Consider the following 13186-nt stretch of genomic DNA (forward strand, 5'->3'; position numbering starts at 1 on the left):
CCGCGAGGTGGGGCGGCGGCACCCGTGCTCTGTGTCCTGCACGTAAAACTTTCATTTCCTGCTGAACTCTCAGTATCTCGGCTATTGACGCCCGACCTGGTGGTCGGGGTTGACTGACGCCCACCCCGCAGGACCCACCCGGTCCCGCGCCCAGCGCCCGCCGCACCCTCGGCACCGCGCCCCCGACGGCAGCGACGCCGACCCCGTTCCGCACTCCCCCGACCCCGGCGGCCCCTGCCGCCGCTCCCCCGCAGTGGAGGAACCATGAGAACGACCCGGACCCGGCTGGCCGCCGGCGCCCTCGTGCTGGCGCTCGCCCTGACCGCGTGCAGCGGCGGCGGTGACGGCGACTCCGCCGACGGCGGCGCGACCGGCGGCGGTGGCGCGATCCGCGTCGCCGTGACCGACCCGGTGCAGCTCATCCCCGGCCGCCAGACTATCGCGTTCGACTTCAACATGGCCGTGTGGGCGCCGCTGACCTGGATCAGCGACGACGGCGAGCTGTCGTACGTCGCGGCCGAGTCGGTCGAGTCCGAGGACGGCACCACCTGGACGATCACGCTCCGGGACGGCTGGACCTTCCACGACGGGACCCCCGTGACCGCGCAGTCCTACGTGGACGCGTGGAACGCGGTGGCCTACGGGCCGAACGCCTGGGAGAACTCGGGCCAGCTCGCCAACATCGTCGGCTACGCCGACCTCAACGTCGCCGAGGGCGAGCCCGCCACCGAGATGTCCGGCCTGCAGGTCGTGGACGACACGACGTTCACGGTCACCCTCACCGGGCCCGACGGCCAGTTCCCGATGCAGCTGTCGCAGGCGCAGACCGCGTTCTACCCGATGCCGGAGTCCGCGTTCGACGACTTCGACGCGTACAACACGCACCCCGTGGGCAACGGGCCGTTCGAGGTCGCGACCGACTACGCCGAGAACGAGGAGATGACCGTCACGGCGTACGAGGACTACCCGGGCCTCGAGCCGACGGTCGACGAGATCACCTTCGTCCCGTACACCGACGACACCACCGCCTACACCGACGTGCAGGCCGGCAACCTCGACGTCGCCGGCGTGCCGGTCGCCCGGCAGACCCAGGCCGCCGCCGACTTCGGCGACCGGCTCTACTCCTTCGAGGCCGCGGGCATCTCCTACCTCGGCCTGCCGCTGTGGGACGAGCGCTACTCGGACGTCCGCGTCCGCCAGGCGATCTCGATGGCCATCGACCGCGAGACCATCGACGAGGTCATCTACGGCGGCCTGTTCACCCCGGCGACCGCCCTGACCCCCGCTGTCGAGGCGGGCACGCCCGAGGGCATCTGCGGCGAGCTCTGCGAGTACGACCCCGAGGCCGCGAAGGCCCTGCTCGACGAGGCCGGCGGGTTCGACGGCACCATCGAGATCTACTACCCCGGCGGCGCCGGCATGGACGAGCTGTACACGGCCATCGCCAACAACCTCCGGCAGAACCTGGGTGTCGAGGCCGTCGCGTCCCCGAGCACCGACTGGGCGGAGTTCGCCGACAACCGCATGGCGGGCACCATCTCCGGCCCGTTCTTCTCGCGCTGGGGTGCCCTGTACCCGAGCCAGCAGAACACCCTCCGGGCGTTCTACGTCGACGGCGGCGGCTGCCCCAACTGCATCCCGTACTACGAGCCCGAGGTCGCGTCGCTGATCGCGGCGGCGGACGCCGAGGTCGACCCGGACGCCGCGGCCGAGGCGTACGCCGCGGTCCAGGAGCGGATCCTCGAGGACTTCCCGGCCCCGCCGCTGTTCTTCGAGACCTACTCCTTCGTGGTCTCCGAGCGCGTCGCCGAGCTGCCGACCTCGGCGGTCGGCAACCCGACGTACACCCAGGTCGTCCTCACCGAGGGCGCATGAGCCAGGGCACCCTGCCCGCGGGCTCGCTCGAGGACGTCCTCGAGCGGGCCCGCCGGGTCCCCCCGATGTCCGGCTTCCCCCCGGTCGACGAGCTGCTGGCGTGGTTCGGCACGCTGGCCGCCGACCACCCCGCGCTCGTGCGGGAGCGCCGGATCGGCACCTCCCGCCTGGGCGAGCCGATCCCGATGTTCACGATCGGCTCCGGGCCGCGCCCGCACCTGCTGTTCGCCGGCGTGCACCCCAACGAGCCGATCGGGTTCCGCACCCTGCAGCACCTCGCGTCGGAGCTGGTCGCGGACCCGGACCTGCTCGCGCGGTCCGGGGCGACGTGGCACCTCGTCCCGTGCATCGACCCGGACGGCACCCGGCTCAACGAGTCCTGGTTCGCCGACCCGTCCGACCGCACCGCCTACTCCCGCCGGTTCTACCGCCCGGCACCCGCCGAGCAGGTCGAGTGGTCGTTCCCGTTCGCGTACAAGGACGCGTACTTCGACGACGTCATCCCCGAGACCCAGGCGCTGATGCGCGTGATCGACGACGTGCGCCCGGAGCTCATGGTCAGCCTGCACAACGCGGAGCTCGGCGGCGTCTACTACTACCTCTCGCAGGACGTCCCCGGTGCGGTCGAGGCGCTGCACGCCGTGCCGCGCACGCTCGGCCTGCCCCTGGACGTCGGCGAGCCGGAGTCCCCGGCGATCCGGTCGATCGCGCCCGCGGTGTTCCACATGTCCAGCACCCGCGAGGAGTACGACTACCTCGCCTCGCTCGGCATGGACGCGGCGTCGATGGTCGGCGGCGACTCGTCGAGCGCGTACGCCGCCCGGCACGGCACCGTCTCCCTCGTCGCGGAGCTGCCGTACTGGTCGCACCCGCTCGCCGACGACACGACCCCCACCACGGCGGACTACGCCGATGTCGTGCGCACCAAGGGCGAGCAGCTCGTGGCCCTGGGCAGCACCCTCACCGGGCTGCTCGACGAGGCCCGGGACGACCTCACGGTGCGCACGCCGTTCCTGCGCGCCTCCGAGGCGTTCGTGCCGATGATGGGCGAGGGCGGGCGGTCCGAGCTGCTGCGCGCCGACCGACCCGAGCTGCACCGGCCCGCCACCGCGGCCGAGGTGTTCAGCAACGAGGACGTGGTCCGGTGCTTCCGGCTGCGGTTCGGCGGCATGCTCCTGCGTGCCCTGGACGCCGAGGTGCGGGCCGGCATCGCCACCGCCCGGGTCCGGCGGGTCGCCGACCGGGCGCGCGAGGTCTACGACGGCTGGGCCGCGGAGGCGGACGGTCTGACGGGCCTCACCGTGCTGCCGGTCGAGCGGCTGGTCGGCGTGCAGTACGGCGCCACGCTCGCGATGTCCCGCGTGCTCGCGCAGCGGGCGCCGGGCGGCGCCGCATGACCCGGTACGCGGTGCGCCGGGCCGTCGAGCTCGTCGTCGTCTTCCTCGGCGTCACCCTGGTCATCTACCTCATGGTGTTCGCCCTGCCCGGCGACCCCATCCGGTCGCTGGGCGGGGACCGCCCGCTGCCGGACAACGTGGTCGCCGAGCTGCGCGCCCGCTACCACCTGGACGAGCCCGTGCTGCAGCAGTACCTGCGGTACCTCGGCGGGCTGTTCACCGGCGACCTCGGGACCAACTTCAGCGGCCAGTCCGTGGCGTCGCGCATGGAGTCCCGCTGGCCCGTGACCATCACGCTCGCGCTCACGGCGTGGGGCATCGAGGTCGTCCTCGGCGTGCTGCTGGGCCTGTTCGCGGGCCTGCGCCGCGGTCGTGCCGGCGACCGCCTCGTCCTGGCGGGGACGATCCTCGCCACGAGCATCCCGGTGTTCGTGGTCGCGGTCACCGCCCAGCTCGTGCTCGGCGTCCGCCTCGGCTGGTTCCCGGTCGCCGGGACGTCCGAGGGCTGGCCCACGTCCTACCTGCTGCCCGCCACCGTCATCGCGGTGTTCGGCCTCGCCTCGGTCACCCGCCTCATGCGCGGCTCCGTCGTCGACACGCTGCAGTCCGACTTCGTGCGCACCCTGCGGGCCAAGGGCCTGCGGCAGCGGCAGGTCGTCGGCGTGCACGTGCTGCGCAACTCGGCGATCCCCGTCCTGACGTTCCTGGCGATCGACCTCGGCTTCCTGCTCGGCGGCACGGTCGTGGTCGAGGGCGTCTTCAACCTGCCCGGGGTCGGCCAGCTGCTGTTCCAGGCGATCCGCGCGCACGAGGGGCCGACGGTCGTCGGCGTCTCCACCGCCCTGATCATCATCTTCCTGCTGACGAACCTGGTCGTGGACCTGCTGTCGTCGGTGCTCGACCCGAGGATCCGCCATGAGTGACACCCTCGCCGCCACCGCCGTGTCCGAGGTCGACGGCGCCGCACCCGCCGCACCCCGCGGCCTCTGGCGCACGCTCCGCCGCCGCCCGCTGTTCTGGGTGTGCGCGACGGTCCTGGGCCTGCTGCTGCTCGTCGCCCTCGTGCCGTCGGCGTTCGCCGGCTGGTTCGGGCAGCCCGACCCACGGGCCTGCGACCTCGCGGACAGCGCGCAGCCGCCCGGCGGTGCGCACGTCTTCGGCACCGACGTCCAGGGCTGCGACGTCTACGCGAACGTCATCCACGGCGCCCGCGCGTCGCTGACCGTCGGGGTGCTGGCGACCGCCGTCGCGCTGGCCGTCGCCCTGGTCGTCGGGACCCTCGCCGGGTTCTACGGCGGGGTCGCCGACCGGTTGATCGCGCGGCTCACCGACGTGTTCCTCGGCTTCCCGTTCCTGCTCGGCGCGGTGGTCGTGCTCACCTCGATCGGCAGCCGGTCCGCCGTGACCGTCGCCCTGGTGCTCGCCCTGTTCTCCTGGCCCACGATGGCGCGGCTGGTCCGCGGGTCGGTGCGCGCCGTGCGGGACGCCCCGTACGTCGAGGCCGCCCGCGCGATGGGCCTGCGCGACCGGCGGATCATCGCCCGCTACGTGCTGCCGAACTCCATCGGCCCCGTCCTGGCGGTGGCGACCACCATGGTCGGCGGGGTCATCGTGTCCGAGTCCACCCTGACGTTCCTCGGCCTGGGCCTGCGCGCCCCGTCGATCTCGTGGGGCCTGCAGCTGTCCAGCGCGCAGACGTACTTCCAGACGTCCCCGCACATGCTGCTGTTCCCCTCGATCTTCCTGACGATCACCGTCCTGGCGATGATCACGCTCGGCGACGTCCTGCGCGACGTCCTCGACCCCAAGGGCCGCGGCTGAGCCGCGCCCCGCACCCGCACCGCACCCCGTCCCGAGAGGCCCGCCGCATGTCCGACAGCACCACCGCCGCCACGATCCGCGCCGCAGCGCCCTACCTCGCCTCCTGGATCGACCTCCAGGGCGCGTTCCGGCGGGCGGTCGGCATCCAGGTGGCGATCCGCTCCGGCGACGAGGTGGTCCTGGAGCACGCGTGGGGCACCGCCGACGTGACCACCGGCGAGCCGCTGCGGACGGACCACCTGTTCCGGATCGCCTCGCACTCCAAGTCGTTCACCGCGACCGCCGTGATGCGCCTGGTCGAGGCGGGTCGGCTGCGCCTCGACGACACCGTGGGCACGCACGTCGCCGGGCTCGCGGGCACCGCGCTCGGGTCCCGCACCGTCCGCGAGCTGCTCGGCCACCAGGCCGGCGTCATCCGCGACGGCGAGCGGGGCGACTTCTGGCAGCTGGACGGCCCGTTCCCCGACGAGCCGACCCTGCTCGCCGAGCTCCGCGACGCCGGCGAGGTCTACGGCGCCAACGAGCACTTCAAGTACTCGAACTACGGCTACGGCATCCTCGGCCTGGTCGTGGAGTCGGTGACCGGGCAGTCGTTCGCCGACCACCTGCGCGCGGCCGTCCTCGACCCGCTGGGCATGGCCGACACCGGCGCCGAGTACGACCCGGCTCTCGCCGACCGGTACGCCGGGGGCCACACCGCCCTGCTCGACGCCGACGACTCCCGCGAGACCATCGAGCACGTCGACACCCGGGCGCTGGCCGCAGCCACCGGCTTCTACTCCACCGCCCGCGACATGACCACGTTCGGCGCCGCGCACTTCCACGGCGACGAGACGCTGCTGTCCGACGCGGGCAAGCGGCTGCTGCACCGCCAGGAGTCCGTGGTCACCGTGCACGGCAAGGAGGTCGGCCGCTACGGCATCGGCCTCGACCTGCACACCATCGGTGACCGCGAGATCGTCGGGCACTCCGGCGGCTACCCCGGCCACATCACGCGCACCTACATCGACCCGCGGGCCCGCCTGGTGGTCAGCGTCCTCACCAACGCGATCGACGGACCCGCCGACCCGATCGCGGTCGGGCTGATCAAGCTCATCGACCTCGCCCTGAACCCGCCCGCCGACGTGCCCGCGCCCGCCGCGGACGCCCGCCCGCTCGCCGGGTACACCGGCCGGTTCGGCGCGCTGTGGGGGCTGACCGACATCGCCGAGCTCGGCGGCCGCCTGCTGCTGCTGCACCCCGCCGCCCCCGACCCGACCGCCGCCTACGACGAGCTGCACGTCCTCGGCCGCGACCGGCTCGGCACGACCCGCGAGCCCGGGTTCGGGTCCGCCGGCGAGGACGTGCTCGTCGAGCGCGACGCCGACGACGCGATCGCCGCCGTGCGCCACGGCATGACCTCGTGGCCGCTCGCGGAGTTCCGGCGCCGGCGCAGCGGGATGACGCGGCGCCGGGAGGCCGGTGCACCGGTCCCGTCGTCCCTAGGCTGACCGGCATGAGCGACGACGCCCCCGCGACCGACCTGGCGCTGAGCCCCGACCAGCTGCACTGGATCGAGCAGTTCGCGCTGACCTGGGAGGGCTCGCACAGCCCGCGCATGGAGGGTCGCGTGGTCGGGCTGCTGATGATCGTCGACCGGCCGTTCCTGTCCTCCCAGCAGATCGCCGCGCTGCTGAGCGCGAGCGCGGGCGCCGTGTCCTCCGCCACCCGGCGTCTCGTCGAGGTCGGGTTCATCCAGCGGCACCCGGTGCCGGGCGACCGGAACCACTACTTCCGCGTCGAGGACGACATCTGGGGCCGCTGGCTGGAGAGCGAGCGGGCCTACCTGCCCCGGCTGCAGCGGGTGCTGGACGAGGGTCTGGCCGCCTCGGGCGACCCCACGCAGGGGCCGCACCGCCGGCTGCGCAACGCCCGCAACTACATGGAGTGGCTCGCGGGGTACCACCGCAAGATGCTCACCGACTGGGAGGCCTACCGCGACGCGGGGGCGACGACAGGAGAACCGTGACCACCGACACCACCCCCGCGCCCGTCCTGCGTGTGCGCGACCTGGCCGTCACCTTCCGCGTCGACGGCGGGCGGGCTCCCGACGTGCCCGCCGTCCGCGGGCTCTCCTTCGACCTCGCCGCCGGGGAGGTGCTGGCCGTCGTCGGGGAGTCCGGGTCCGGCAAGAGCGTGTCCACCATGGCCCTGCTGGGGCTGCTGCCCGGGACCGCGACCGTCACCGGCAGCGCCCGGCTCGGCGACCTCGAGCTGATCGGCCTCGACGACCGCGCGCTGTCGGACGTCCGCGGCCGCCGCGTCGCGATGATCTTCCAGGACCCCTCCAACGCCCTGGACCCGGTGTTCACCATCGGCTACCAGCTGCGCGAGACGCTGCGCCGGCACCTGCCCGGGCTGTCCCGCGCCGAGGCCCGGGAGCGGGCGGTCGAGCTGCTGCGCATGGTCGAGCTGCCCGACCCGGAGCAGCGCCTGAAGTTCTTCCCGCACCAGCTCTCCGGCGGGCAGGCGCAGCGCGTCATGATCGCCATGGCCCTGGCCTGCGACCCCGAGGTGCTGGTCGCCGACGAGCCCACCACCGCCCTCGACGTCACCGTGCAGCAGGAGGTGCTGGACGTGTTGCGCCGCCTGCGTGAGCGCACGTCCGCGGCCGTCGTCCTCATCACGCACGACATGGGCGTGGTCGCGGACCTCGCGGACCGCGTCGTCGTCATGCGGCACGGCGAGGTGGTCGAGACCGCGCCGGTGCACGACCTGTTCGCGGCGCCCGCCGCGGAGTACACCCGCACCCTGCTCGCCGCGGTCCCGCGCATCGGCACCCCGGAGCGGCCCTCGGCTGCCGACACCCGCGAGCGCCCGGCCCTCAACGTCGAGCACCTGGTGGTCGAGTACAAGGACCGCCGCGGCCGCGTCGTGCGGGCCGTGGACGACGTCACCCTGCGCGTCCAGCCCGGCGAGATGGTCGCCCTGGTCGGGGAGTCCGGCTCCGGCAAGTCCACGCTCGGCCGCTGCGCCCTCGGCCTCGCCCCGCTCACCTCCGGCACCGTCGAGGTCGTCGGCACCCGCCTCGGCCGGGACACCCCGCGCGCCGTGCGGGCCGCCCGCACCCGCATCGGGGTCGTGTTCCAGAACCCCGCCGCGTCGCTCAACCCCCGCTACACCATCGGCGAGTCCGTGGCCGAGCCGCTGCGCGTGCACGCCGGCCTGCGCGGCGACGCCCTGCGGACCCGCGTCGCCGAGCTGCTGGACGCCGTCGAGCTGCCCGCCGCGTGGGCGTCCCGGTACCCGCACGAGCTGTCCGGCGGGCAGCGGCAGCGTGTCTCCATCGCCCGTGCCGTCTCGCTCGACCCCGACCTGCTGATCGCCGACGAGCCGACGTCCGCGCTCGACGTCTCCGTCCAGGCCACGGTGCTGGAGCTGTTCCGGTCCGTGCAGCAGCGCCTGCGGTTCGCGTGCCTGTTCATCAGCCACGACCTCGCCGTGGTGGACGAGCTCGCCGACCGGGTCGCCGTCATGCACCGGGGCCGGCTCGTCGAGGTCGGGGAGCGCAGCCGCGTCCTCGGCGCCCCCGAGCACGACTACACGCGTCGGCTGCTGAACGCCGCGCCCGTGCCCGACCCGGCCGCGCAGGCGGCCCGGCGGTCGGTGCGGCTGGCGTCGTGAGCCCGACCGGGAGCGCGTGATACCGACCACACGGACGGATTTCACCCGCTCCCGGGTGGCGGATTCCGCAGGTTCGTGTGCGACCGTCCGATGGACACGAGACCACGTCGGCGTGAACGCGCCACGTGGCCCACCGCGACACCGGTCTGCCCCCAGAGCGGTGCCGCACCGGGCGGTCGCCCCACGGCCGCCCCGAGGAGGCGCCGAGCATGACCACCACGACCACCGCCGACCCTGCCGCGGAGCTCAGCGCCGTCGTCGGCCCGCAGCCGTGCGTCGCCCGCCCGCACTCCGGGCTCGAGCACCGCGACGGCCCCTGCCGCTGCTTCGTCGGGGGACCCGCACCCGTGCACGTCCTCCGTCCGGATGCGGCCGCGCTCGCCGCCGCCGCCCACAGCGCGGCCTGACGCCACCGGATCCCGCACCGCCCGCGACCTCGTCGGCCGGTGCCTCCGGTACTCGCTCGGCGGCCGGGCGCGAACCGGCACGCGCGCGACGTCCCCGCGGCGCCGGACGCACGAGAAAGCCTCGCCGCCCGGACGATCCCGAGCGGCGAGGCTTCTCGTCGGGTGTCAGACCAGCGGCACGTCCGCCGGCGAGATCTGCGCACCACGCACGCGACGCACCCACAGCAGGCCGCCGCCAGCGACGAGCGCGCCCAGCGCGCCGCTACCGATCAGCCAGGGGTTGGCACCGGTCTGGGCCAGGTCACCGCCCGCACCCGAACCACTCCCACCGGCGGCGGCGCGGGCAGCGGCGTCACCGTCGACCGCACCGAGGTCCTGGATCCCGTCCGGGGCGGGGTTCGCCGCGCTCACGTCCCAGCGCGCGAACAGGCTGGTCCCGTTCTCGGAGCGGAGCTCGACCATGTACGCGCCCGTGGCGAGCTCGGGCACCATGACGTCGAGCATCGCGTCGCCGGCGCTGTCCGCGGTCCCCGAGGTGAGGAGCCGCTCGGCGCCGTCGACCTGGACGAAGGCGCGGACCGTCGATCCGGCGCCGAGGGCCCCGGTCTCCTTGTTGTACATCCGGACGGTGTCACCAGGACGCACGGCCAGCGACGGCAGGGCAGCGAGCACGTCCTCGAGGGTGTGCACCTCGAACGTCACCTGCCGCGTCGTGGAGCCCGCCTCGTTCCCGGCCGTCACCAGCAGCGTGTGCTCGCCGGTCGTGAGGTCACGCAGCGTCACCGAGGCGCCGGACTCGCCCTCGAGGTCGACGCCGTCGAGCTGGTACGACCAGGCGACGGCATCCTGGTCCGCCGCGAAGCGGAAGGTGACCTGCGAGAAGAACGCCGTCCAGGACGGGTCCTCGGCGATGGAGATGTCGGGGGCGACGACCACCGGGTCCGTCGGCTCCGTCGGGTCCACCTCGGGGTCCGTCGGGTCGACCGGGTCGGTCGGGTCCACCTCGGGGCCCGTCGGGTCGACCGGATCGGTCGGGTCCACCTCGGGGCCCGTCGGGTCGACCGGGTCGGTCGGGTCCACCTCGGGGCCCGTCGGGTCGACCGGATCGGTCGGGTCCACCTTCGGCTCCGTCGGGTCGACCGGGTCCGTCGGGTCCACCTCCGGCTCCGTCGGGTCGACCGGGTCCGCCGGGTCCACCTCCGGCTCCGTCGGGTCGACCGGGTCCGCCGGGTCCACCTCCGGCTCCGTCGGATCGACCGGGTCGGTCTCCGGGTCGACCGGGTCCGTCGGGTCCGTCTCCGGGTCGACCGGCTCCGTCTCCGGGTCGACCGGGTCCGTCGGGTCGACCGGGTCCGTCGGGTCAGCCTCAGGGTCGACCGGGTCCGTCGGGTCGCCAGGGTCGACCTCGCCGTCGCAGTCCTCGCCCTCCTCGCAGTCGTCGACCGCGGTGATGACGAGAGCCTCGTGGTCGTCCGGGACGGTGGCGACGGCAGCGGGCGCGAGCCCGACGCCGGAGATCGCGACGGCCGCGACGCTCGCGAGAGCAGCACGGGTCCGGCGTGTCGTGATGTGCGTCTTCATGTCCTGCGCTTCCGTGAGCGGGTTCCCGCGCCGCCGTCGGCACGGGTGGGAGATTCCCGCGCAGGACTCTTCTGACCTGTGCCTACGCACTTTGCGGGACCTCGGTCCTGCGTGGGTGGGCGCACTTCACCCATCCGCCCCTCCTGCCGCTCCGAACTCTGGGCGTACACCGATCCCGACGGGCGAGAGAAGCGATGATGCGACGCACCCGAAGCACCTACGCAGTAGCGATCATGGCCACCGGCCTCACGCTGGGTCTGACCCTGACCGCGTGCAGCAGCGACGACACCTCCGGCTCGGCACCCTCGATGTCCGCCACGATGGACATGGACATGGGCGGCGACTCGACCGCCGCGGTCGAGCCCATCAGCACCGGCGACCCGTTCGCCGACGCCCGCACGGCCGCGCAGCACATGCCGGAGACCGCCCTCACCCTGGCGACCGGCCTGGCCGCCGCCACGGACACCGCGGGCGAGGTCGACTCCGACGCCGCCACCCTGCGCGCGAACCTGACGGCCCTGCTGCAGGAGCACGTCTACCTGACCGGCATCGGCGTCGCCACGGCCTACACCGCGGGCGCCGACTCCGCCGAGTTCACCGCCGCGAAGGCGACCCTCGACGCGAACACCGCCGACCTGGCCGCCGCCGTGGGCTCGCTCGCGGGCGAGGAGCAGGGCGCCGCGTTCCAGGCGCTCTGGGACGAGCACATCGGCTACTTCGTCGACTACGCGGTCGCGAAGAAGTCGGGCGACCAGGCCGCCGCCGACGCCGCGCAGGCGTCGCTGGCCGGGTACACCACCCAGGCCGGGGCGTTCTTCGAGCAGATCAGCGCGGGGAACCTGCCCGCCGCGGACGTGGCCGCCGCGCTCACGATGCACGTCACCACGCTGACGGCCGCGATCGACGCGCTCGCCGCCGGCGAGCCGACCGCGTCCGACACGCTGAAGGCCGCCGCCGACCACGTCGGCATGGACGCCGCCACCATCGCGACCGGTCTCGCGGCCGGCGCCGGGCTGTCCGGCGACGCGATGGACGACGCCTCCACCCTGCGGTCGGGTCTGACCGCGCTGCTCCAGGAGCACGTCTACCTCGCCTCCTACGCGGTGTTCACCGCGTACACGGCCGAGGGCGGTGTGGAGTCCCCGGCGTTCACCGCGGCGGCCGCCACGCTCGACGCGAACTCCGTGGCGCTGTCCGAGGCGGTGGGCTCGCTCGCCGGCGAGGAGAACGCGGCGGACTTCCTCGACCTGTGGCGCTCGCACATCGGGTTCTTCGTCGACTACGCGGTGGCGGACGCTACCGGCGACGAGGACGCCCGGCAGGAGCAGCTGCTGAACCTCGACGGCTACCGCGGCCCCGCGGGCGAGTTCTTCGAGAAGGTCAGCAACGGCGAGCTCCCGGCCGACGCCGTCGCCGACGGCCTGGCGCACCACGTCGCCACCCTGGCGGGCGCGATCGACTCGCTCGCCGCCGCGCTCGTCAAGTGACGGACGCCCGATGACCGTGGCGCCGGCCCGCCTCCCCGCACGGCCGGCGTCACGCCTCGCGAGGCCCGGGGAGGGCACGTACGGCAGGATGACGTGCGTGCCCTCTCCTGGACCCCGCTCCCCCGGACGCGTGACCGCCGACGAGGCCCTCACCCGGGTCGCCGACGGCGACACCGACGCGTTCACCGAGCTGTACGACATGCTGTCCCCCGCCGTGCACGGCACGGCGCTGTCCGTCCTGCGTGATCCCGACCACGCGGCGGAGGTCACCCAGGAGGTCATGGTGGAGATCTGGCGCACCGCCCCGCGCTGGGACGCCCGACGCGGCACCGCCCGCGCGTGGGCCACCACGATGGCGCACCGCCGGGCGATCGACCGCGTGCGGTCCGTCCAGGCGCAGCGCACCCGCGACCAGGCGGCCATCGACGCCGACCGCCCCCGGGCGTTCGACGTCGTCTCCGAGCAGGCCGAGAGCAACCTCGAGGCCCAGCGCGTCCGGCACTGCCTGGGCGGGCTCACCGACACCCAGCGCGAGGCGGTCGTCCTCGCGTACTACGACGGGCGCACCTACCGTGAGGTCGCCGAGGACCTGGAGGCTCCGCTGCCCACCGTCAAGAGCCGCATCCGGGACGGCCTGTCCCGGCTGCGCGACTGCCTGGGGGTGGCCGCGTGACCGGCCCCGGCGCCCCGCGCGCACCCCGTCCGGGAGAGCGCCGTCCCGACGACGGCGCGACCCGTGAGCTCATCGGCGCCTGGGCGCTCGACGCCCTCGACGCCACCGAGCGCGCCGCCGTCGAGGACCTGATCGCCCGGGACACCGACGCCGCCCGCGAGGCCCACGGGCTGCGCGAGACCGCCGCCGTGCTCGGCGCGGCGGTGGCCGTGGGCGCACCCGCGTCCGTCCGGGCCGCCGTGCTGGAGCGCGTCACCCGGACCGCGCAGGAGCCGGCGGCCG

Annotated in this window: 12 protein-coding genes; 11 read left to right on the plus strand and 1 reads right to left on the minus strand. The window is 74.2% G+C overall.

The genetic code is table 11. The features are described from left to right. Window positions 1-264: 264 nt before the first annotated feature. The 8 genes from EBM89_RS02385 to EBM89_RS02420 all read left to right on the plus strand — a co-directional run bounded on the left by EBM89_RS02385 (window position 265) and on the right by EBM89_RS02420 (window position 9163). A complete protein-coding gene (locus tag EBM89_RS02385) occupies window positions 265-1875 on the plus strand; it encodes a peptide ABC transporter substrate-binding protein (protein ID WP_122147858.1) in 1611 nt (536 codons plus the stop codon). After that, window positions 1872-3272, plus strand: a complete 1401-nt coding sequence (locus tag EBM89_RS02390; RefSeq protein ID WP_122147859.1) for a M14 family zinc carboxypeptidase — start codon at window positions 1872-1874, stop codon at window positions 3270-3272. Before EBM89_RS02385 ends, EBM89_RS02390 begins: the two co-directional genes overlap by 4 nt. Then, window positions 3269-4195, plus strand: coding sequence for an ABC transporter permease (locus EBM89_RS02395; RefSeq protein ID WP_122147860.1), 927 nt, complete (start codon window positions 3269-3271; stop codon window positions 4193-4195). The genes EBM89_RS02390 and EBM89_RS02395 overlap by 4 nt, the downstream gene beginning before the upstream one ends. Beyond that, a complete protein-coding gene (locus tag EBM89_RS02400; RefSeq protein ID WP_122147861.1) occupies window positions 4188-5093 on the plus strand; it encodes an ABC transporter permease in 906 nt (301 codons plus the stop codon). Before EBM89_RS02395 ends, EBM89_RS02400 begins: the two co-directional genes overlap by 8 nt. Before the next feature lie 47 nt (window positions 5094-5140). Beyond that, window positions 5141-6583 carry a serine hydrolase domain-containing protein gene (locus tag EBM89_RS02405; protein WP_122147862.1) on the plus strand — a complete coding sequence of 481 codons (1443 nt, stop codon included), beginning with the start codon at window positions 5141-5143 and terminating at the stop codon, window positions 6581-6583. 5 nt (window positions 6584-6588) lie between these two features. Next, a complete protein-coding gene (locus EBM89_RS02410) occupies window positions 6589-7101 on the plus strand; it encodes a GbsR/MarR family transcriptional regulator (protein WP_122147863.1) in 513 nt (170 codons plus the stop codon). Then, entirely contained in the window at window positions 7098-8756 is a 1659-nt protein-coding gene (locus EBM89_RS02415; protein ID WP_122147864.1) for a dipeptide ABC transporter ATP-binding protein, read from the plus strand. Before EBM89_RS02410 ends, EBM89_RS02415 begins: the two co-directional genes overlap by 4 nt. 209 nt (window positions 8757-8965) lie before the next feature. After that, on the plus strand, window positions 8966-9163 hold the full coding sequence (locus EBM89_RS02420) for a hypothetical protein (protein ID WP_122147865.1): 198 nt from the start codon (window positions 8966-8968) through the stop codon (window positions 9161-9163). Window positions 9164-9328: 165 nt separating this feature from the next. On the opposite strand, the gene EBM89_RS22405 is transcribed toward EBM89_RS02420, so the two are convergent. After that, a complete protein-coding gene (locus EBM89_RS22405; protein WP_305038138.1) occupies window positions 9329-10744 on the minus strand; it encodes a hypothetical protein in 1416 nt (471 codons plus the stop codon). A 197-nt stretch (window positions 10745-10941) separates the two neighbouring features. On the opposite strand from EBM89_RS22405, the gene EBM89_RS20980 reads away from it, so the two are divergent. The 3 genes from EBM89_RS20980 to EBM89_RS02435 all read left to right on the plus strand — a co-directional run. Continuing rightward, window positions 10942-12231 carry a hypothetical protein gene (locus EBM89_RS20980; protein ID WP_158609443.1) on the plus strand — a complete coding sequence of 430 codons (1290 nt, stop codon included), beginning with the start codon at window positions 10942-10944 and terminating at the stop codon, window positions 12229-12231. Window positions 12232-12361: 130 nt separating this feature from the next. After that, a complete protein-coding gene (sigK, locus tag EBM89_RS02430) occupies window positions 12362-12904 on the plus strand; it encodes an ECF RNA polymerase sigma factor SigK (RefSeq protein WP_233571489.1) in 543 nt (180 codons plus the stop codon). Next, a partial coding sequence (locus EBM89_RS02435) for a hypothetical protein (protein WP_439647155.1) occupies window positions 12901-13186 on the plus strand: 286 nt, incomplete at its 3' end. The genes sigK and EBM89_RS02435, both read left to right, overlap by 4 nt.

The sequence above is a fragment of the Cellulomonas triticagri genome, from assembly GCF_003696205.1.
Taxonomy (GTDB): domain Bacteria; phylum Actinomycetota; class Actinomycetes; order Actinomycetales; family Cellulomonadaceae; genus Cellulomonas; species Cellulomonas triticagri.